Origin of the sequence: Streptomyces sp. R11, from assembly GCF_041051905.1 — a bacterium.
Classification (GTDB): Bacteria; Actinomycetota; Actinomycetes; order Streptomycetales; family Streptomycetaceae; genus Streptomyces.
The window spans coordinates 2,367,384-2,388,130 of sequence record NZ_CP163432.1 but is presented as its reverse complement, the minus strand read 5'-3'; the positions used below and the strand labels follow the sequence as shown (position 1 = coordinate 2,388,130).

Genomic DNA, 20,747 nt, shown 5'->3' with positions numbered 1-20,747 from the left:
GCATGACGGACCGTAAGGGCGAACTGGCCGCGAACCTCGCAAAGGTGGAGGCGCGGATCGCCGCCGCCTGCGCGGCCGCCGGGCGCGGGCGCGAGGAGGTGACCCTGATCGTGGTCACCAAGACCTACCCGGCGAGCGATGTGCGGATGCTGTCGGAGCTCGGCGTGCGTCATGTCGCCGAGAACCGCGATCAGGACGCGGCCCCGAAGGCCGCCGCCTGCTCGGATCTGCCCCTCGCTTGGCACTTCGTCGGTCAGTTGCAGACCAACAAGGTGCGATCCGTGGTCGGTTACGCGGATCTCGTGCAGTCCGTCGATCGTTCCAAGCTGGTGACGGCGCTGTCCAAGGAAGCCGTCCGGCAGGAGCGGGAGGTGGGCTGCCTCATCCAGGTGGCGCTGGATGCGGGAGAGAGCGCGCGGGGTGAGAGGGGTGGTGTGGCGCCCGGCGGGGTCGCAGAGTTGGCCGACCTCGTCGCGAAGGCTCCGGGGCTGCGGCTGGACGGACTCATGACCGTCGCGCCGCTCAGCGGGGAGTACGAGGGGCGCCAACAGGCGGCGTTCGAGCGCTTGATGGATTTGTCGACTGACCTGCGCCGGGCCCATCCGACTGCGAACATGGTGTCGGCAGGGATGAGTGCGGATCTCGAGGACGCCGTGGCGGCCGGAGCGACACATGTGCGCGTCGGCACTGCGGTACTCGGAGTCCGCCCCAGGCTCGGGTAACGTCGCCAAGAAGTCGGACCACAGCAGAAAATATGGTCAATGTCGCCGAAAGGCGGGCGTAACGACCGTGTGGATCGCGGGCATTTGGCAGTCGTCAGCCGATCCACCACAGAGCGGAGGACTCAGAGCATGGCCGGCGCGATGCGCAAGATGGCGGTCTACCTCGGCCTCGTGGAGGACGATGGGTACGACGGCCGGGGGTTCGACCCCGACGACGACTTCGAGCCCGAACTGGACCCGGAGCCCGAGCGGGACCACCGACGGCATGAGCCGTCCCACCAGTCCCACAGTGCACATTCGTCCCAAAGGGACGAAGAGGTGCGAATCGTGCAGCCGCCCGCGCCGCGTGAACCCGTGGCCCGATCGACTTCGCTCCCCGCGGAATCCGGCCGTCCGGCGCGCATTGCGCCCGTGGCGTCCATCACACAAGAACGCGCAAGCCTGGAGAAGAACGCACCGGTGATCATGCCCAAGGTCGTGTCTGAGCGAGAGCCGTACCGGATCACCACACTTCACCCGCGGACCTACAACGAGGCCCGTACCATCGGGGAACACTTCCGTGAAGGCACCCCGGTGATCATGAATCTGACTGAGATGGATGACACAGACGCGAAGCGACTTGTCGACTTTGCGGCAGGTTTGGTGTTTGGTCTTCACGGCAGCATCGAGCGGGTGACGCAGAAGGTGTTCCTGTTGTCGCCTGCTAACGTCGATGTCACGGCGGAGGACAAGGCCCGTATCGCAGAGGGCGGGTTCTTCAACCAGAGCTGAGACGCACCACCGGAAGCAAACGCACGGATCAGGGAACAGGGGAGAGGGAAGCACCAGTCATGAGCGTGGTTCTGCAGGTTCTCTACATCGCGCTGATGGTTCTCCTCATCGTGCTTATCTTCCGGTTGGTCATGGACTACGTCTTCCAGTTCGCCCGCTCGTGGCAACCCGGCAAGGCGATGGTGGTCGTTCTGGAGGCCACCTACACTGTCACTGATCCACCGCTCAAGCTTCTGCGGCGGGTCATCCCGCCGCTGCGTCTCGGGGGCGTGGCGCTCGACCTGTCCTTCTTCGTATTGATGATCATCGTCTACATCCTGATCACGCTCGTGCGGAGCGCGATGTGAGCGATGTGAGAGATACGGTCTTGCCGACTGCCGACGACTACGTTGAGGTGAAGAGATGCCGTTGACCCCCGAGGACGTGCGGAACAAGCAGTTCACGACCGTCCGCCTCCGAGAAGGCTATGACGAGGACGAGGTCGATGCCTTCCTCGATGAGGTCGAAGCCGAACTGACCCGCCTGCTCCGCGAGAACGAGGACCTGCGCGCCAAGCTGGCCGCGGCCACGCGTGCTGCTGCCCAGAACCAGCAGAACATGCGCAAGCCCCCGGAGGGTCCCGGCGGCCCGCAGGACCAGCAGCAGGGCGGCATGCCTCAGCAGGGCATGCGCGGTCCCGGGGCTCCCGTCCCCGCTGGGATATCGGGCCCGCCGCAGCAGCAGATGGGTGGCCCCATGGGTGGCCCGCCCCAGCTGCCGAGCGGTGCCCCGCAGCTGCCCGCCGGTCCCGGCGGTCAGGGTGGCCCGCAGGGTCCCGGTCCGATGGGCCAGGGTCCGGGGCCGATGGGCCAGCCCCCCATGCAGCAGATGGGCGGCCCCATGGGCGGTCCTATGGGTGGCCCGATGGGCGGTCCCGGTCAGGGCGGCCCCGGTGGCGACAGCGCCGCGCGCGTTCTGTCGCTTGCACAGCAGACCGCCGACCAGGCGATCGCCGAGGCCCGTTCCGAGGCCAACAAGATCGTCGGTGAGGCACGTTCGCGTGCCGAGGGTCTCGAGCGGGATGCCCGTGCCAAGGCGGACGCCCTGGAGCGGGACGCGCAGGAGAAGCACCGTGTCGCGATGGGCTCCCTGGAGTCCGCCCGCGCCACGCTGGAGCGCAAGGTCGAGGACCTGCGTGGCTTCGAGCGCGAGTACCGCACGCGGCTGAAGTCCTACCTCGAGTCCCAGCTGCGCCAGCTGGAGACCCAGGCGGACGACTCGCTCGCCCCGCCGCGTAGTCCGGCCACCGCGTCTCTCCCGCCGTCCCCGGCGCCCTCCATGGCACCGGCCGGCGCGAGTGCCCCGTCCTACGGCGGCAACCAGACGATGGGCGGCGCCCCGTCCCCGGCTGCTCCGTCCTACGGCGGTCAGCAGCAGATGTCCCCGGCGATGACCCAGCCGATGGCGCCGGTCCGGCCGCAGGGTCCGGGCCCCATGGGTCAGGCCCCGTCGCCGATGCGCGGGTTCCTCATCGACGAGGACGACAACTGACGGTTGGTAGTACGCCGTAGACGCTGGCAGCGTTCAGGGCGGGGCCCCGGATTTCGATCCGGGGCCCCGCCCTTTTGCTACGCGTGTTCACGGCCTCTGCGGCGTTTGTTCGGGGTTGGGTGGGGTGTCCGACGTACACAACGCCGAAGGCCCGGGCCGACCAAGATTTTCTTGGCGGGCCCGGGCCTGGGGAGGGGCGCTAGCCCCCCAGGGCGCGGGGAACCGCGCGACCGGCCCCGAGCCACCCGCAGTCGCAGGGCGCCCGGTGCCGGCAGACGCGACGTTCCTCGGTGGGCGCTACGCCTTACGCAGGCGGAACGTCAGGGTCAGCCCCTCGTCGGCAAAGGCGGAGCCATACGTGTCGTCCGCCTCGCCCTGGGCGAAGTCCGTCGCCAGGACCTCGTCGGCGATGAGCTCGGCGTGGTCGCTCAGCGCCGCGATCGTCGCCGCGTCCGTCGCCGTCCAGCGCAGGGCGATGCGGTCGGCCACGTCCAGGCCGCTGTTCTTACGGGCCTCCTGGATCAGGCGGATCGCGTCACGGGCCAGGCCCGCGCGGCGCAACTCCTCCGTGATCTCCAGGTCCAGGGCCACCGTCGCGCCCGAGTCGGACGCCACCGACCAGCCCTCGCGCGGGGTCTCCGTGATGATCACCTCATCGGGTGCGAGCGTGACCGTCTCGCCGGCGACCTCCACCGACGCCGTGCCCTCGCGCAGGGCCAGGGACAGCGCAGCCGCGTCCGCGTTCGCGACGGCCTTCGCCACGTCCTGGACGCGCTTGCCGAACCGCTTGCCCAAGGCGCGGAAGTTGGCCTTCGCGGTCGTGTCGACGAGGGAGCCGCCGACCTCGGAGAGGGATGCCAGGGATGTGACGTTCAGCTCTTCCGTGATCTGCGCGTGCAGCTCGCGGTCGAGGGCGTCGAAGCCGGTGGCCGCGATGAGCGCACGGGACAGCGGCTGGCGGGTCTTCACGCCCGACTCCGCGCGCGTCGCACGGCCCAGCTCCACCAGCCGGCGGACCAGGACCATCTGCTTCGACAGCTCCGGGTCGATCGCCGACAGGTCCGCCTCGGGCCAGGACGACAGATGCACCGACTCCGGCGCGTCCGGGGTCACCGGAACGATCAGGTCCTGCCAGACCCGCTCGGTGATGAACGGGGTCAGCGGGGCCATCAGCTTGGTGACCGTCTCGACGACCTCGTGCAGGGTGCGCAGGGCCGCCTTGTCGCCCTGCCAGAAGCGACGACGCGAGCGGCGGACGTACCAGTTCGACAGGTCGTCGACGAACGCCGAGAGCAGCTTGCCGGCGCGCTGGGTGTCGTACGCCTCCAGGGACTGGGTCACCTGGTCGGTCAGCGCGTGCAGTTCGGACAGCAGCCAGCGGTCCAGGACCGGGCGGTCGGCGGGGGCCGGGTCGGCCGCGGACGGCGCCCAGTTCGACGTACGGGCATACAGGGCCTGGAAGGCGACCGTGTTCCAGTACGTCAGGAGCGTCTTGCGGACGACCTCCTGGATCGTGCCGTGGCCCACGCGGCGTGCCGCCCACGGGGAGCCGCCCGCCGCCATGAACCAGCGCACCGCGTCCGCGCCGTGCTGGTCCATCAGCGGGATCGGCTGCAGGATGTTGCCCAGGTGCTTGGACATCTTGCGGCCGTCCTCGGCGAGGATGTGGCCGAGGCAGACCACGTTCTCGTACGACGACTTGTCGAAGACCAGGGTGCCGACCGCCATCAGCGTGTAGAACCAGCCGCGGGTCTGGTCGATGGCCTCGGAGATGAACTGCGCCGGATACCGGCTCTCGAACAGCTCCTTGTTCTTGTACGGGTAGCCCCACTGCGCGAACGGCATCGAACCCGAGTCGTACCAGGCGTCGATGACCTCCGGCACGCGCGTGGCCGTCTTGGCGCACTGCGGGCAGGCGAAGGTCACGTCGTCGATGTACGGGCGGTGCGGGTCCAGCGCGGACTGGTCGGTGCCCGTGAGCTCGGTGAGTTCCGCGCGGGAGCCGACGACCGTGAGGTGGTCGTCCTCGCAGCGCCAGATCGGCAGCGGGGTGCCCCAGTAGCGGTTGCGGGACAGCGCCCAGTCGATGTTGTTGTTCAGCCAGTCGCCGTACCGGCCGTGCTTGACCGTGTCCGGGAACCAGTTGGTCTTCTCGTTCTCCTCAAGGAGCCGGTCCTTGATGGCGGTCGTGCGGATGTACCAGGACGGCTGCGCGTAGTAGAGCAGCGCGGTGTGGCAGCGCCAGCAGTGCGGGTAGCTGTGCTCGTACGGGATGTGCTTGAAGAGCAGACCGCGCTGCTGGAGGTCCTCGGTGAGCTTTTCGTCCGCCTTCTTGAAGAAGACGCCGCCGACCAGGGGGACGTCCTCCTCGAAGGTGCCGTCCGGGCGGACCGGGTTCACGACGGGCAGCCCGTACGACCGGCAGACCTTGAGGTCGTCCTCACCGAAGGCGGGGGACTGGTGGACCAGACCCGTACCGTCCTCGGTCGTCACGTACTCGGCGTTGACGACGTAGTGCGCCTCGGCGGGGAACTCGACGAGTTCGAACGGCCGCTGATAGTTCCAGCGCTCCATCTCGGCGCCGGTGAAGGTCTGGCCGGTGGTCTCCCAGCCCTCGCCAAGGGCCTTGGCGACCAGCGGCTCGGCGACGACGAGCTTCTCCTCGCCGTTCGTCGCGACGACGTAGGTGACCTCGGGGTGGGCGGCGACCGCCGTGTTGGAGACGAGGGTCCAGGGCGTGGTCGTCCACACCAGGAGCGCCGCCTCGCCGGCGAGCGGGCCCGAGGTGAGCGGGAAGCGGACGTACACGGACGGGTCCACGACCGTCTCGTAGCCCTGCGCCAGCTCGTGGTCGGACAGGCCGGTGCCGCAACGGGGGCACCAGGGGGCGACGCGGTGGTCCTGGACGAGGAGCCCCTTGTTGAAGATCTCCTTGAGGGACCACCAGACGGACTCGATGTACTCGGGCTCCATCGTGACGTAGGCGTCGTCGAGGTCGACCCAGTAGCCCATGCGGGTCGTCAGGTCGGCGAAGGCGTCGGTGTGGCGCAGCACGGACTCGCGGCACTTGGCGTTGAACTCGGCGATGCCGAACGCCTCGATGTCCTTCTTGCCGCTGAAGCCGAGCTCCTTCTCGACCGCCAGCTCCACCGGCAGGCCGTGGCAGTCCCAGCCGGCCTTGCGGGCCACGTGGTAGCCGCGCATGGTGCGGAAGCGGGGGAAGACGTCCTTGAAGACGCGGGCCTCGATGTGGTGGGCGCCGGGCATGCCGTTGGCAGTGGGCGGGCCCTCGTAGAACACCCACTCAGGGCGGCCCTCGGACTGGTCCAGGCTCTTGGCGAAGATCTTCTGCTCACGCCAGAAGTCGAGCACGGCGTGCTCGAGGGCGGGCAGGTCGACCTGGGCTGGTACCTGGCGGTACGTCGGCGTTGTCATCAGCGAGCTTCCTCCGGCGGACTTGCTGCCTTCCGTCCGGAGGGACGAGAGCCGTGTCTTTCCGTACGCCGGTTTCGGCGCGCTCCCGCGGTACCACCCTCCTTGGCCCTCCGGCGCGGGGTGTGCGTCGGTGAGCCCCCTCATTGGGGTCGCGATGCCGGTTCTACCGGCCGCTGCTGTTGGGCTGCGGCTTTCTTCCGACGGCTCCGGGGTGATCTTCACGTCGCGCTCGCCCCCGGGCTTCCACCATCCCCGGGTCGCTCTGGGCTGCGTACGCCGCTACTCGTCCCCATCCACGCTTTTCGCTCCGCCCAGTGTACGGCGCCGCGGGGACAGCGGCCGACCGGATTTTCCGGCCCTGGGAGCGGGGATCGTGGCCGGGCCGGGGTGACCTGAATGGCGCGGTACGTCTGTTCGGATTCTGGGACGTCCGGCTCGTCTGCATACCCGGCGGGGAGCTGGGCACAACGGATGCAGGTCTGGCGCGCTGCATGCGCGAGGCGGGCGAATCGGGCGGTGTGCCCCGTTGCCGCGGGACTCAAGTCGATTTATCGTCCCAGCACGATTCGCGAGCAAGATCACAATATGTGAAGGGGCCGCGGCATGGTGGCGAAGAAGACCGCCGTACAGCAGTCGGCGTCGGGCAGGTCCACCAATGCGAGTGCCTCCGGCGGTTTGGGTGGCTCTGGTGGGGTGGGCGTTTCTGGTGGGGCGGGGACGAAGGCTTTCGGTGGTGTACGTGGCTCTAGTGCGGCCGGTGCTCCCGGTGGCGTGCCGGCTTCCGGCGGCGTGGGTGCCTCGGGCAGGGTGATGGCCGCCGACGGTGCGGCCAAGGGTGTGGGTGGGAAGAAGAGTGCGCGGGGAGGGGCCGCAGGGGCGCGGGACGGGAAGCCGGTGAAGACGGTTCGGAGGGTTGCCGGGGGTGGGGCCGGGGAGTCGGGCTCTGCTGCCAAGGCGGGGACTTCGAAGCGAGGTGCTTCTAAGGGGGCCGGTGAGCCGGCGGCGGGGAAGGGTGGGAAGGGGAAAGGCTCGAAGGAGGCCAAGACGGCGGGGGGCAAGGGGACGGCTGCTGGGAAGGCGATCGCGAAGGCGGGGGTGGTCACAGGGGCTGCGGCTGAGAAGGCGGGGGCCAGGACAGGGGCGGTCCCGCAGGCCGCGGTTCAGGAGGCGGGGGCCAAGAAGGCTGGGGCGAAGGCGCCCGGGAGCAAGGGGGCGTCCGTTCGAGGGGCGGTGGCCGGGAAAGCGGTGGTCGAGGAGTCTGCGGGTAAGGCTGCGGGGGCCAAGAAGGCGCGGCCCAGGAAGGTCGTGTCCGGGGGCAAGGCAGTCGAGGGATCGGCGGCACAAGAGACGTCGGGAGAGAAGGCGGTCGCCATGGAAGCGGCAGCCGAGGGCACTGCAGCCAAGAAGGCAGCGGCCCGGAAGAGCGCGGCTGAGAAGGCCGCAGCCAGGTCGAGTACGTCCAAGAAGGCCGTGGCCAAGGAAAGTGCCGCCAGGAAGGTGGCCGTGAAAGTGACCGTTACGGACGAAGCGGCCGGTGAACTGGCGCCCAAGAGGGCGGCTGGGCGCGCAGCGGCCGGTAAGGCGGCGGCTGGTGGGAAGACGGCCGGTCGGCCGAAGGCCGGGAAGAAGGCGATCAGCCAGGTAGCGGGCGGGAAGGTAGCGGGCGGGAAGGCCGCGCCCGGCAAGAAGGCGGCCCAGCAGGTGCCTGCCGGGACGGCGTCGGCCGGTAAGGGGGCGACTGGCGAGGCAGGGGCGGGGAAGAGAGCGGCCGGGAAGCAGAAGCCTGGCAGGGCAGTGGCTAGTAGGAAGGCGACGGGCCAGGTAGCGGCCGCGGAGGCAACGGTCGGCAAGGCGTCGGCCGGTAAGGGGCCCACCGACCGGGTAGCGGTCGGTACGAAGGCGGCTGGGAAGGAATCGGCCGCCAAGGCGGTGGCCGGTAAGAGGGCGACCGACCAGGTCGCGGCCGGTAACGCGGCGGCCGGGAAGGAATCGGTCGGCAAGGCGACGGCCAGTAAGGCGACGGCCGGTAAGAAGGTGACCGGCCAGGTAGCCCGCAAAGAGGCGCCGGCCTCAGTGGCGACCGCTGAGGGAGGTGCCCGGCAGGGAGCGGTCGGTGCGAAGGCGGCCGGCAAGAAGGCCGCCCAGGGACGGGAGGCGGCCGGGAAGGGCGCCCGTAAGAAGGCGACCGGGGCGGTGGGGGCCGGCAACGAGGCGGCCGGCTCAGTGCAGGCCGGTCAGGAAGCTGCCCGGCAGGGAGCGGTCGGTGCGAAGGCGGCCGGGAAGAAGGCCGCCCAGGGACGGGAGGCGGCCGGGAAGGGCGTCCGTAAGAAGACGGGCGATCAGGTAGGGGCCGGCAAGAAGGCGGCCGGTAGGGCGGGGCGCTCCGATGGGGGCGTTGAGGAGGGCGGCGTGGTGGAGAAGGGCGCGTCCAAGGGGAGCGTGGGTGCGGCCGGGAAGCGTGCGGGCGCCAAGAGCAGGGCCAAGAAGGCGGGCGCGGCGCAGGCCGCGGAGCAGACGGGAGCCACGACGGTGGTTGCGAAGAAGACTCCTGGCACGGCCACGGCGGCCAAGACCGCCGTTCCCAAGGCACGCGTCGCCGCGGCGGTGGAGCCCGGCGAGCTCGCGGTGCGCCCCGGCGAGGACCCCTGGACCCCGGAGGAGGTCGATGAGGCCCGCGCCGAGCTGATGGCCGAGGCGACGCGGCTGCGCGAAGAGCTCACCTCGTCCGAGCAGTCCCTCGTCGGCCTGATGCGGGACTCCGGTGACGGCGCCGGCGACGACCAGGCGGACACCGGTGCCAAGAACATCACGCGGGAGCACGAGCTGGCGCTCGCCGCCAACGCGCGCGAAATGCTCGAGCAGACCGAGCGGGCGCTGGAGCGGCTCGACGCGGGCACGTACGGCCTGTGCGAGAACTGCGGCAACCCGATCGGCAAGGCACGCATGCAGGCCTTCCCGCGCGCGACCCTGTGCGTCGAGTGCAAGCAGAAGCAGGAACGCCGGTACTGACCGGTAGGCGGGTGCCGCCGGACGTGCCGTACTCTCGTCCTCAGTCAGGTACCTAGGTTGAGGGACTCACGTGGCAGAGGCGGAGCGCATCATCGGTACGCCGGACACCCCAGAGGCGGCGGGAGCAGAGCCGGAGCATTCCGACGGGAGCACGACGGATACCGGTGACGCCGGGAACATGGCCGAGCGGCCCCGCGGCCGGCGCCGGATCGCCGTGCTGTTCGGCGTCGCCGCGTTCGCGTACGCCCTCGACCTGATCAGCAAGATGATCGTGGTGGCCAAGCTGGAGCACCAGCCGCCGATCGAGATCATCGGGGACTGGCTGAAGTTCGAGGCGATCCGCAACGCGGGCGCGGCCTTCGGCTTCGGTGAGGCCTTCACCGTGATCTTCACGGTGATCGCGGCGGCCGTGATCGTGGTGATCGCCCGGCTCGCCCGCAAGCTGTACAGCCTGCCCTGGGCGATCGCGCTCGGCCTGCTGCTCGGCGGTGCGCTCGGCAACCTCACCGACCGGATCTTCCGCTCGCCGGGCGTCTTCAAGGGCGCGGTCGTGGACTTCATCGCGCCCAAGCACTTCGCGGTGTTCAACCTGGCCGACTCGGCCATCGTGTGCGGCGGCATCCTGATCGTGCTGCTGTCGTTCAGGGGGCTGGACCCGGACGGGACCGTCCACAAGGACTGAGTCCGCCCGGGGTAGGCGCCCGGGCCGTCCGGCCCGGGTTATCCACAGGCTCCGTACGGGGGTGTCCGGCCCGTCCGGCATACTCGACGGGTGAGCACGATTCCCGAGATCCGCACCCTGCCCGTGCCCGACGGCCTGGAGGGCGAGCGCGTAGACGCCGCCATCTCCCGCATGTTCGGCTTCTCCCGTACCAAGGCCGCGGAGCTTGCCGCGGCGGGGAAGGTCACGGTCGACGGCTCGGTGGTCGGGAAGTCCGAGCGGGTGCACGGCGGGGCCTGGCTCGAGGTGGAGATGCCGCAGGCGCCCGCCCCGGTGCAGGTCGTCGCCGAGCCGGTCGAGGGCATGGAGATCGTGCACGACGACGATGACGTGGTCGTGATCGTCAAGCCGGTCGGCGTCGCCGCGCATCCGTCGCCGGGCTGGAGCGGCCCCACGGTGATCGGCGGACTGGCCGCTGCCGGGTACCGCATCTCGACGTCCGGCGCCGCCGAGCGCCAGGGCATCGTGCACCGGCTCGACGTGGGCACTTCCGGGCTGATGGCCGTCGCCAAGTCGGAGCACGCGTACACGTCACTCAAGCGCCAGTTCAAGGAGCGCACGGTCGACAAGCGCTACCACACGCTCGTCCAGGGCCACCCCGACCCGACCAGCGGCACCATCGACGCGCCCATCGGCCGCCACCCCAACCACGACTACAAGTGGGCGGTCACGGCCGACGGCAAGCCCTCGATCACCCACTACGACCTCATCGAGGCGTTCCGCGCGGCCTCCCTGCTCGACGTGAAGCTGGAGACCGGCCGCACCCACCAGATCCGCGTCCACATGGCCGCCCACCGGCACCCCTGCGTCGGCGACCTCACCTACGGCGCCGACCCGACGCTCGCCAAGCGGCTCCGGCTGACCCGCCAGTGGCTGCACGCCGTAAGGCTCGGCTTCGAGCACCCCGGGGACGGCCAGTGGGTCGAGTTCGAGAGTGACTACCCCGCCGACCTGCAGAAGGCCTTGGACCAGGTCCGCGAGGAGACTTGGGCATGAGCGCCCCGTCGCACGACCCCTCGTACGCCGTGCGGGTCGCCGAGGACCTCGCCGACCGCGAGGCCTGTTTCGCGGTGCGCAAGGAGGTCTTCGTCGTCGAGCAGGGCGTCCCGCAGGAGATCGAGTACGACGCCTACGACGCGGGTGCCGTGCATGTGCTCGCGGTGCGCGAGGACGGGACACCGCTCGGGACCGGGCGGCTGCTGCACGGGGAGGCGGCCGCGGCGAAGGTCGACGGCGATCCGTCGGTGGGCTCGCTCGGCCGGCTCGCCGTGCAGCAGGCGGCACGCGGCCTCGGCGTCGGGGCGGCCCTCGTGCGGGCCATCGAGGAGGCGGCACGCGCGCACGGGCTCGCGGCCGTCGATCTGCACGCGCAGACGCATGCGCTGGGGTTCTACGAGCGGCTGGGGTACGAGGCCTACGGCCCGGAGTTCCCGGACGCGGGGATACCGCACCGGGCGATGCGGCGCGCTCTCTAGCCGAGGGCCCTAAGGCGCTGGTGGGAAGGGTGCCATGGCAGGCTTGAGGTCTGCTGTGTGGACCCCGATCTCACCGGAGCGCTGACCGTGGATCAGTTGGCCCTGTTGTTCGTGCTGTTGCTCGGGGCCGTGATCAGTGTCCCGGTGGGGGACCGGTTCGGGTTGCCGGCGCCGGTGTTGATGACGCTGCTCGGGATCGTTCTCGCGCTGCTCGAATTCGTGCCGAACGTCGAGATTCCGCCGGACCTGATCCTGCCGCTGCTGTTGCCGCCGCTGCTCTACGCGGCCGTAAGGCGCACGTCGTGGCGGCAGTTCGCGGCGAATCTGCGGCCCATCCTCCTGCTGGCCGTGGCGCTGGTGTTCGTCACGACGCTGTGCGTCGCCGCCGTCGCCCACGCGATCGTGCCGGGGCTGCCGCTCGCCGCCGCCGTGGCGCTGGGTGCACTCGTCGCACCCCCCGATCCGGTCGCGGCGACCGCTGTCGCGGGGCAACTCGGGCTGCCGAGGCGTCTGGTGTCCATCCTGGAGGGCGAGGGGCTCTTCAACGATGTGACGGCCATCGTGCTCTACCACGTGGCGATCGCGGCCGCCGTGAGCGGAACCTTCTCCCCGTGGGAGGCCGGGCTCGATCTGGTGCTCTCCGCCGTGGTGGCGCTGGCCGTCGGGCTCGCCCTCGGATGGGGCGCCAACAAGCTGATGGATCTGCTGGGCGACGCGACCCTGCAGATCTCGCTCACGCTGCTCGTGCCGTACGCCTCGTATGTGCTGGCCGAGGAACTCCACGGCTCGGGTGTGCTCGCCGTGCTCGTCACCGCGCTGTTCCTCGCCGAGTACGCCACGGACGCCGACGACGTGATGACGCGGCTCGCCGGGCACACCTTCTGGGACATCGTCGACACGCTGGTCACCGGTGTCGCCTTCGGGCTGATCGGGCTCGAACTGCACATCGCCGTACGGACGGCGTCCGGGCGATGGAGCGAGATGCTCGGCTGGGCGGCCACGGTGGTCGGCGTCGTCGTGGCGGTGCGGTTGCTGTGGCTGCTGCCGGCGACCTGGCTCACCAAACGCATGCACGCGAGGCGGGACTACGACGAGGAGATCCCGACGAGCTGGCGCGAGACCGTCGTGATGTGGTGGTCGGGGATGCGCGGCGTCGCCTCGGTGGCCCTGGCGCTGGCCGTTCCGCTGGAGACGGACTCGGGCGCGCCCTTTCCCGACCGGGACGAGATCGTGTTCATCGCGTTCGGGGTGATCATGGCGACGCTGGTACTGCAAGGACTGACCCTGCCGTGGCTGGTGAGGAGGCTCGGGGTGCGCGCCGACAGCGAGCAGGAGAAGGAGTTCGAGAAGCAGCTGGCGGTGCGCGCGGCCAAGGCGGCGAAGCGGCGGCTGCGGGAGATCGAGTCCGTCGAGGACCTGCCCGAGGACCTCGCCGAGCAGATGCTGCGCCGGGCGTTCGAGATCGGGGTGCGGATCAGCCCGGACTTGGGCGAGGAGGAGCGCAGGGAGGCGCATGAGCATCGGGTGCGGCGGCTGAAGCGGGTGCGGCGGATCCAGGGCGAGCTGCTGAGCGCGGCACGGCACGAGGTGCTGGCGGCGCGCAGTGAACCGGGGGCCAATCCTGAGGTGGTGGACCGGGTGCTGCGGCATTTGGACGTGCGCAGTCTGCGGTGATCCCGGCTCCCACGGCTGTCCCTCCGTACGCTCTGATCATGGCTCGCAACGTGGTGATCAGTGGTGGCGGTACGGGAATCGGGCTCGCGACGGCGCAGCTGTTCGCGGCGGACGGGGATCAGGTGCTGCTGCTGGGGCGGCGCGCCGAGGTGCTGGAGCAGGCCGGCGTGCCCGGGGCCCTCACCTACGCAGCGGACCTGAGCAGGCCGCGCGGTGCGCGGGGCGTGGAACGCTTCGTGGCCGCGGAGCTCGGCACCGTGGACGTACTGATCCACAGCGCCGGAGGTGCCGGCCATCTGGAGCCCAAGGTGGACAGCGATGAGCCCCTCGACGTGGTCCTGCACAACTGGACCCTCAACTTCGGCCTCAACACCCTGACCGCGGCACTGCTCACCGAGGCGTTGAAGGACCGGCTCGCCGACCCCGGCGGGCGGGTGCTGTTCATCGGCTCCATCGCCGCTTTCCGGGGGTCCGGCAACGTGGCGTACGCGGCGTCCAAGGCGGCGCTGCATCCGTACGCCCATGATCTGGCCCGGCGGTTGGGGCCGCGCGGGATCACCGTGAACGTGGTCGCGCCCGGGTACGTCGAGGACACCGAGTTCTTCGGCGGCGCGATGGACGAGGAGCGGCGTGACCGGCTGGTCGCGGAGACCTCGACCGGGCGTGCGGCCACGCCCGGCGACGTCGCCGCCACCCTGCACTGGCTGGCGTCACACGCCGCCGGGCACATCACCTCGCAGATCATCCAGGTCAACGGCGGGGCCGAGCGCGGCCACTGAGGCCGTCAGGGACGCTCGGGGCGTGCCGCCGACTGGTGGTCGTGCTGGTGGGTGCGGCGGGCAGGGAAGCGGCCGGGGACGGGGTAGCCGGGCGGCAGGGCCGCGTCCGCCGCGTTGACGCGCGGCAGTGCGTACGGGTGCTCGTCGGCCAGCCAGCCGACCAGCTGCTCGCGCACCGTGACCCGCACCGTCCACAGGTCGTCGGCGTCCTTCGCCGTGACCAGGGCCCGCACCTCCATGGTGCTGGGCGTGGAGTCGGTGACGACCAGGCCGTAGTCGCGGCCGTCCCATGCCGGGCACTCGCGCAGGATGTCGCGGAGCCTCTCGCGCATCTTCTCCATCGGCGCCGAGTGGTCGACGTGGAGGAAGACGGTGCCGGTCATCTGGGCGCCGCCACGCGACCAGTTCTCGAAGGCCTTCGACGTGAAGTACGACACAGGCATCGTGATCCGGCGCTCGTCCCAGGTCCGTACGGTCAGGAACGTCAGCGTGATCTCCTCGACCGTGCCCCACTCTCCGTCCACCACGACCGTGTCCCCGAGGCGAACCATGTCCCCGAAGGCGATCTGGAACCCGGCGAACATATTGCTCAGCGTGGACTGGGCCGCGACACCGGCGACGATGCCGAGGATGCCGGCAGAGGCCAGCAGCGAGGCGCCGGCCGCGCGGAACGCCGGGAAGGTCAGCAGCATCGCCGCCACGGCGACCACGCCGACGACCGCCGCCACCACACGCATGATCAACGTCACCTGTGTGCGCACCCGCCGGACCCGGGCCGGATCGCGGTGGACTCGGGCGTAACGGCTGTACGTCGTCTCGACGACCGCCGCCGCGATCCGGATCGCCAGCCAGGCGGCCGCTCCGATCAGCACCAGCGTCAGCACGCGGCCGGCGGCAACCCGGTTCTCCTGGAGCAGCTCGGCCTCGTGGTACGACCCTCTGAGCAGGGCTGCGCACAGCACGAGCTGGTAGGGGACGCGGGCGCGGCGCAGCAGACCCCACAGGGGCGTCTCACTGTGCCGTTCGTCTGCCTTGCGCATGAGGCGGTCGGTCGCCCACCCGATGATCAGGGTGAGCAGGACCGAGCCGCCGATCACGATCAGCGGGCGGAGTATGTTCTCCATGCCTTCGAACGTAACCAGCCGAAGGGGGTCATGAACATGTGCGTCGGTGAGGCGGTGGTCACGGCGTTGTCGGACCCGGCTGGCACGATGGCCTCATGAACATCGTGCTCTTTCACTCGACCTATGGCCTCAGGCCCGCCGTGCGCGAGGCAGCGGACCGGCTGCGCGCTGCCGGACACGAGGTGTGGACGCCGGACCTCTTCGAGGGACGCACGTTCGAGACGGTCGAGGAGGGCATGGAGTTCAACGAGCAGATCGGCAAGGACGAGGTGCTGAAGCGGGCCGTGCTGGCCGCCGCGCCCTACTCGGATCGCGGCCTGGTCTACGCCGGGTTCTCGCTCGGCGCGTCCGTCGCGCAGACCCTCGCGCTGGGCGACGACAAGGCCCGCGGCCTGCTGCTCCTGCACGGCACGTCGGACATCGCGGCGAACGCCTCGGTGGACGAGCTGCCGGTGCAGCTGCACGTCGCCGAGCCGGATCCGTACGAGACGGACGACTGGCTGAGCGCCTGGTATCTCCAGATGGGCCGAGCGGGCGCCGACGTCGAGGTGTACAGATACGCGGGGGCCGGCCACCTCTACACCGATCCGGACCTGCCGGACTACGACGAGGAGGCCGCCGAGGCCACCTGGCGGGTGGCACTCGGCTTCCTCGAGACTCTCTAGGGGGCTTTCGGCGAGGCCGTACGTCCGCGTCAGACGGGGTCGTACGTCCGCTCGACCTTCTGCGTGCCGCTGCGGGTGCGGTAGGAACGGGCCCAGGACGAGGTCGCGCTCTGCTTCGTCTTGTCGGACAGGACGTAGTAGTCCATCTGTGCGCGTTCGGCCGTGATGTCCAGGACGCCGTAGCCGTGGCGGTCGGTGTCGATCCAGTGGACGTGGCGGTTGGCGGCGCGGATGACCGGGGAGGCGATCGCGGAGACCGTGCCCTCGGGGACCTTCACGATGTCGTCGAGGTTGTCGGAGGTGACCGACGTGACGACGAACTCCGTGGCGGCGGAGGCGGACAGCGGGTAGGTACCGGCGTCCACGGGCACGTCGTTGGCCCATGCCATGTGGATGTCGCCGGTCAGGAACACCGTGTTGCGGATCGCGTTCGAGCGCAGGTGGGCGAGGAGTTCCCGGCGGTCGTCCGTGTAGCCGTCCCACTGGTCGGTGTTGAGGGCGAGGCCCTCCTGCGGCAGGCCCAGCAGCTTGGCGAGCGGCTTGAGCAGGTCCGCGGTGAGGGAGCCGATCGCGAACGGCGAGATCATCACCGAGTTGCCGACGAGGCGCCAGGTGGTGTCGGAGGACTTCAGCCCCGCCTTCAGCCAGTCCAGTTGGGCCCGCCCGGTGAGCGTACGGTCCGGGTCGTCGACGTCGCCGTTGCCGACGGCGGCCTGCTGCGAGCGGAAGGAGCGCAGGTCGAGCAGGGAGAGGTCGGCGAGCTTGCCGAAGCGCAGGCTGCGGTAGGTGGTGCCGGCGATCGCCGGGCGCACCGGCATCCACTCGAAGTAGGCCTGCTTGGCGGCGGCCTGGCGCGCGGCCCAGGTGCCCTCGGCGCCTTCGGTGTGGTTCTCGGCGCCGCCCGACCAGGTGTCGTTGGCGATCTCGTGGTCGTCCCAGATCGCGATGACGGGCGCCTTCGCGTGCAGGGCCTGGAGGTCCGCGTCGGTCTTGTACTGGCCGTGCCGGATGCGGTAGTCGGCGAGCGTGAGGATCTCGTGGGTGGGCGCGTTCTGCCGCACGGACTTGCCGCGCGTGCCGTACTGGCCGGCGCCGTACTCGTAGATGTAGTCGCCGAGGTGCAGCCAGGCGTCCAGGTCGCCACGGGCGGCGAGGTGACGGTACGAGGCGAAGTAGCCGGCCTCCCAGTTGGCGCAGGAGACCACGCCGAAGCGCAGGCCCGCGACGGACGCGTTCGCCGCCGGCGCGGTGCGGGTACGCGCCACCGGGGAGTCCGTGCCGCCGGCCGAGAAACGGAACCAGTAGTCGGTGGCCGGCTCCAGGCCGCGTATGTCCGCCTTGACGGTGTGGTCGGAGGCGGCCCTCGCGGTGGTCGAGCCTTTGGCGACGATGTTCATCAGCGCCTTGTCCCGGGCCACGACCCAGCTGACCTCGGTGTCCGGACCGAGCCCCGAGCCGGGGGTGGCCTCGGGGGCGGGCGTCACCCGGGTCCACAGCAGGACGCCGTCGGGCAGCGGGTCACCGGAGGCGACGCCGTGCAGGAAGGCGGGGGCCGCGTCGGCGGCCTTGGCGGGCAGCGCGGCGGCGAGCGGGCCGGCCAGCACAGCCGTCGCCGCCGCGGCCTTGACGACCGTACGGCGGCGCGGGGTAAGGGAATTGAGCTGCTCGGATGATCTGTATCGACTGGTCACAGCCGATCAGGTTACTGATCGGTATGAACAAGAGCGGGCGAACCTGGGAAAGTTCGCCCGCTCTTCACGCGGAGGCCGGAATTCCGGTCGGCGTCAGCCCTTGAGGGCCGCGTCCACCGCCTTGGTGTACTCGGCTGCCGTCCACGGCTGGTTGGGGCTGGAGGTCTCCAGGATCTTGCCGTCCACGACGAAGCTCGGGGTGCCCGTCACGCCGTCCTTGTTGGTGTCGAAGCTCTTGGACATGGCCAGCGCCCAGGCGTCGTAGGTGCCCTTCTTCACGGCGTTCTGGAACTTGGCGTTGTTCTTCAGGGCCGGGACCGAGTCGCCGATCTCGATCAGGTACTTGTCGTCCGCCAACTTGTCCTCGGACTCCGCCGGGTGGAACTTCGTGGAGTAGAGCGCGGTCTTGTACTCGAGGAACGCCTCCGGGCTCACGTTCAGCGCGGCGCCCATGGCGCTCATGGCGTTCTTGGAGCCCTCGCCGTTGGAACCGATCTTGCCGTCCTTCAGCCCGTCGCCGTCGAGGAACGTGCCGCCGACGAACTGGACCTTGTACTTGCCGTCCTCGATGTCCTTGTCGACGGTCGGGCCGACGGCCTGCTCGAACGATGCGCAGACGGGGCAGCGCGGATCCTCGTAGATCTTGACCGTCTTCTTGGCGCTGTCCTTGCCGATGACGACGGTCGTGCCGTTCGTGCCGGTGGTGTTGGCCGGGGTGACGACCTTCTTGTCCTTAACGGCCTCCCAGTGGCTGGGCTTGTTGGCCTGGACGACCGCATAGCCGATGCCGCCGGCCGCCGCCAGGACGCCGACGACCGAGGCGGCGACGATGAGCTGCCGCCTGACCTTCGCGCGCTTGGCCTCGCGCTCGCGCTCGGCGCGCAGCCGCTCCCGGGCCGCCGACTTCGACGCCTGGCTGTTCCGCTTGCTCATGTTGGTGTTCTCCATGGGGACGCGCACATAGGTGTGTGCGAGATACGTATGGGGTGGAAGGTGCTGCTCAAGTGCCGTTCACGCGCAGGTGAAGGCGGGCGAGCACGGTGGTCCACGCCGTCCCAGGGAGTGCACGAAGAGGCGGTTGCGGGCGGCGGCCGTCCGGCGGGTGGGGCGCGGCGGGCGGCGGCCCGACCGGGGCAGCCGTACGGCCACGGCCGCCACCGCCAGCAGCAGCGGGCGGAACGTCGTCGCCGTGACCGCCCGCACCAGCTGGGCCAGTGCCCGCTCGCCGCGGCGCAGCCAGGCAGCGGCGAGGAGGCCGACGCCGACGTGCGCGCCGAGCAGCAGCCAGGCGGTGGCCGGGTCGGCGTGGGCTAGGAGACCGCCGAGCTTGTCCGGGTCGGTGCCGGTGACCTGGGCCAGCGGGGTGCCGACCCGGGTGCCGTCGCCGCACAGGACGTCCCAGCCGACCGAGGCCAGCGGTCCGGCGACCGGTCCGCCCGCCTTGCCGTAACAGACGTGCTGGCCGGTGGTGAGGATCGTGTCGGCGGCCAGCTCCAGCGGGATCAGCAGGGCGGCGATCCGCCCGAAGGTCCGCTCGCGGCCGGCCAGGGCGTACGCCAGGACGAACACGGCGGCGGCGAGCAGGGCCACCGTGTTCAACGGCAGGGGTGCCCGCGAGAGCAGCACGTGCGACGCGGTGCTGAGCGTCACGACGAGTGACGTGAACAGCGCCGCGCGTACGGCTCGCAGCTGGGTCCCGGAAATGTCCATAGCGGTGGAGAGTGTGTCACGTGGGCCGGTAAGAGACCCCTAAAGGGTGCCTGTGAAGAGACGGTGAGGGCCGGTGAGCGGCCTTTCCGTCACAGACCCGGAATCCGGCCGTTGCGGAACAGGTCCACGAAGGTCTGGTGGTCGGCACGCGCGCGTGCGCCGTAGGAGTGCGCGAACTCGACCAGGAGTTCGGCGAAGCCGTCCTCGTCGGCCGCGATCGCCGCGTCGATGGCGCGCTCGGTGGAGAACGGCACCAGGGACTCGCCGGAGGTGTCGTCCGCCGCCGCGTGCATCGTGGCCGTGGCCCGCCCGAGGTCGGCGACCACCGCCGCGATCTCCTCCGGCTCGTCGATGTCGCCCCAGTCCAGGTCCACGGCGTACGGCGAGACCTCGGCGACCAGCTGGCCCGCGCCGTCCAGCTCGGTCCAGCCCAGCCACGGGTCGGCGTTCGCCTGCAGGGCGCGCTGGGAGATCACCGTGCGGTGACCCTCGTGCTGGAAGTAGTCGTGCAGCGCCTGGTCCGTGATGTGCCGGGAGACGGCCGGGGTCTGGGCCTGCTTGATGTAGATCACCACGTCGTTCTCGAGGGCGTCGGTGTGGCCCTCCAGCAGGATGTTGTACGACGGCAGCCCGGCCGATCCGATGCCGATGCCGCGGCGGCCGACCACGTCCTTCACCCGGTACGAGTCCGGGCGGGCCAGCGACGCGTCCGGCAGCGTCTCCAGATAGCCGTCGAAGGCGGCCAGCACCTTGTAACGGGTGGCCGCGTCCAGCTCGATGGAGCCGCCGCCCGGCGCGAAGCGGCGCTCGAAGTCGCGGATCTCGGTCATGGAGTCCAGCAGCCCGAAGCGGGTCAGGGAGCGGGCGTCCCGCAGCGCGTCCAGGAGCGGGCCCTGCGCGGTGTCCAGCGTGAACGGCGGCACCTCGTCGCTCTTGGCGCCGGTCGCCAGGGCGTGCACGCGCTCGCGGTAGGCGCCCGCGTAGATCCGCACCAGCTCGGTGATCTGCTCGTCGCCGAGCGCCTTGGCGTACCCGATGAGGGCGACGGAGGCGGCGAAGCGCTTCAGGTCCCAGGTGAAGGGGCCGACGTAGGCCTCGTCGAAGTCGTTGACGTTGAAGATCAGGCGGCCGTTGGCGTCCATGTACGTGCCGAAGTTCTCCGCGTGCAGATCGCCGTGGATCCACACGCGCGAGGTGCGCTCGTCGAGGTACGGTCCGCCGCGCTTCTCGGGCTCCAGGTCGTGGTAGAAGAGGCACGCAGTGCCGCGGTAGAACGCGAATGCCGAGGCCGCCATCTTCCGGAACTTCACGCGGAACGCGGCCGGGTCGGCGGCCAGGAGCTCGCCGAAGGCGGTGTCGAAGACGGCGAGGATCTCGTCGCCGCGCTGCTCGCCGTTGAGCTTGGGGACCGACATCGCTGGGTGCCTCCTGGTGCATGAAC

The 20,747-nt window shown here is 70.3% G+C and carries 17 protein-coding genes; 11 read left to right on the top strand and 6 right to left on the bottom strand.

Features of this window, described 5'->3' with window-relative positions; translation table 11 throughout:
- Positions 1–2: 2 nt before the first annotated feature.
- The 4 genes from AB5J55_RS10885 to AB5J55_RS10870 all read left to right on the top strand — a co-directional run bounded on the left by AB5J55_RS10885 (position 3) and on the right by AB5J55_RS10870 (position 3,023).
- The gene (locus tag AB5J55_RS10885; RefSeq protein WP_369270461.1) at positions 3–722 is read left to right on the top strand and encodes a YggS family pyridoxal phosphate-dependent enzyme; all 720 of its coding nucleotides are present in this window, start codon (positions 3–5) and stop codon (positions 720–722) included.
- Between the two features lie 129 nt (positions 723–851).
- Positions 852–1,493, top strand: a complete 642-nt coding sequence (locus AB5J55_RS10880; RefSeq protein WP_328428365.1) for a cell division protein SepF — start codon at positions 852–854, stop codon at positions 1,491–1,493.
- Between the two features lie 59 nt (positions 1,494–1,552).
- Entirely contained in the window at positions 1,553–1,840 is a 288-nt protein-coding gene (locus AB5J55_RS10875; protein WP_328428366.1) for a YggT family protein, read from the top strand.
- Between the two features lie 55 nt (positions 1,841–1,895).
- The gene (locus tag AB5J55_RS10870; protein ID WP_369270460.1) at positions 1,896–3,023 is read left to right on the top strand and encodes a DivIVA domain-containing protein; all 1,128 of its coding nucleotides are present in this window, start codon (positions 1,896–1,898) and stop codon (positions 3,021–3,023) included.
- A gap of 297 nt (positions 3,024–3,320) precedes the next feature.
- On the opposite strand, the gene ileS is transcribed toward AB5J55_RS10870, so the two are convergent.
- Complete coding sequence (gene ileS, locus AB5J55_RS10865) at positions 3,321–6,458, bottom strand: isoleucine--tRNA ligase (protein ID WP_369270459.1); 3,138 nt, start codon at positions 6,456–6,458, stop codon at positions 3,321–3,323.
- A gap of 1,371 nt (positions 6,459–7,829) precedes the next feature.
- Here ileS and AB5J55_RS10860 point away from each other — a divergent pair.
- From AB5J55_RS10860 to AB5J55_RS10835, 6 genes are all read left to right on the top strand, one after another.
- A complete protein-coding gene (locus tag AB5J55_RS10860; protein ID WP_369270458.1) occupies positions 7,830–9,467 on the top strand; it encodes a TraR/DksA C4-type zinc finger protein in 1,638 nt (545 codons plus the stop codon).
- Positions 9,468–9,537: 70 nt separating this feature from the next.
- A complete protein-coding gene (lspA, locus tag AB5J55_RS10855; protein WP_369270457.1) occupies positions 9,538–10,149 on the top strand; it encodes a signal peptidase II in 612 nt (203 codons plus the stop codon).
- Between the two features lie 90 nt (positions 10,150–10,239).
- Positions 10,240–11,184 carry an RluA family pseudouridine synthase gene (locus AB5J55_RS10850; RefSeq protein ID WP_369270456.1) on the top strand — a complete coding sequence of 315 codons (945 nt, stop codon included), beginning with the start codon at positions 10,240–10,242 and terminating at the stop codon, positions 11,182–11,184.
- On the top strand, positions 11,181–11,663 hold the full coding sequence (locus AB5J55_RS10845; protein ID WP_369270455.1) for a GNAT family N-acetyltransferase: 483 nt from the start codon (positions 11,181–11,183) through the stop codon (positions 11,661–11,663). Before AB5J55_RS10850 ends, AB5J55_RS10845 begins: the two co-directional genes overlap by 4 nt.
- A gap of 87 nt (positions 11,664–11,750) precedes the next feature.
- Complete coding sequence (locus AB5J55_RS10840) at positions 11,751–13,337, top strand: Na+/H+ antiporter (RefSeq protein WP_369276152.1); 1,587 nt, start codon at positions 11,751–11,753, stop codon at positions 13,335–13,337.
- A 38-nt stretch (positions 13,338–13,375) separates the two neighbouring features.
- The gene (locus AB5J55_RS10835) at positions 13,376–14,116 is read left to right on the top strand and encodes an SDR family NAD(P)-dependent oxidoreductase (RefSeq protein ID WP_369270454.1); all 741 of its coding nucleotides are present in this window, start codon (positions 13,376–13,378) and stop codon (positions 14,114–14,116) included.
- 5 nt (positions 14,117–14,121) lie between these two features.
- On the opposite strand, the gene AB5J55_RS10830 is transcribed toward AB5J55_RS10835, so the two are convergent.
- Positions 14,122–15,240, bottom strand: coding sequence for a mechanosensitive ion channel family protein (locus tag AB5J55_RS10830; protein ID WP_369270453.1), 1,119 nt, complete (start codon positions 15,238–15,240; stop codon positions 14,122–14,124).
- 95 nt (positions 15,241–15,335) lie between these two features.
- Between AB5J55_RS10830 and AB5J55_RS10825 the strand changes: the two genes are divergently transcribed.
- Positions 15,336–15,905, top strand: coding sequence for a dienelactone hydrolase family protein (locus AB5J55_RS10825; protein WP_369270452.1), 570 nt, complete (start codon positions 15,336–15,338; stop codon positions 15,903–15,905).
- Between the two features lie 29 nt (positions 15,906–15,934).
- Here the strand turns inward: AB5J55_RS10825 and AB5J55_RS10820 are convergent, their stop codons facing one another.
- The 4 genes from AB5J55_RS10820 to AB5J55_RS10805 all read right to left on the bottom strand — a co-directional run bounded on the left by AB5J55_RS10820 (position 15,935) and on the right by AB5J55_RS10805 (position 20,721).
- Complete coding sequence (locus tag AB5J55_RS10820) at positions 15,935–17,596, bottom strand: alkaline phosphatase (protein ID WP_369270451.1); 1,662 nt, start codon at positions 17,594–17,596, stop codon at positions 15,935–15,937.
- A 93-nt stretch (positions 17,597–17,689) separates the two neighbouring features.
- On the bottom strand, positions 17,690–18,529 hold the full coding sequence (locus AB5J55_RS10815) for a thioredoxin domain-containing protein (protein ID WP_369270450.1): 840 nt from the start codon (positions 18,527–18,529) through the stop codon (positions 17,690–17,692).
- Positions 18,530–18,607: 78 nt separating this feature from the next.
- The gene (locus AB5J55_RS10810) at positions 18,608–19,306 is read right to left on the bottom strand and encodes a hypothetical protein (RefSeq protein WP_369270449.1); all 699 of its coding nucleotides are present in this window, start codon (positions 19,304–19,306) and stop codon (positions 18,608–18,610) included.
- A gap of 89 nt (positions 19,307–19,395) precedes the next feature.
- Positions 19,396–20,721, bottom strand: coding sequence for a DUF2252 domain-containing protein (locus tag AB5J55_RS10805; RefSeq protein WP_369270448.1), 1,326 nt, complete (start codon positions 20,719–20,721; stop codon positions 19,396–19,398).
- Between the last annotated feature and the right edge of the window lie 26 nt (positions 20,722–20,747).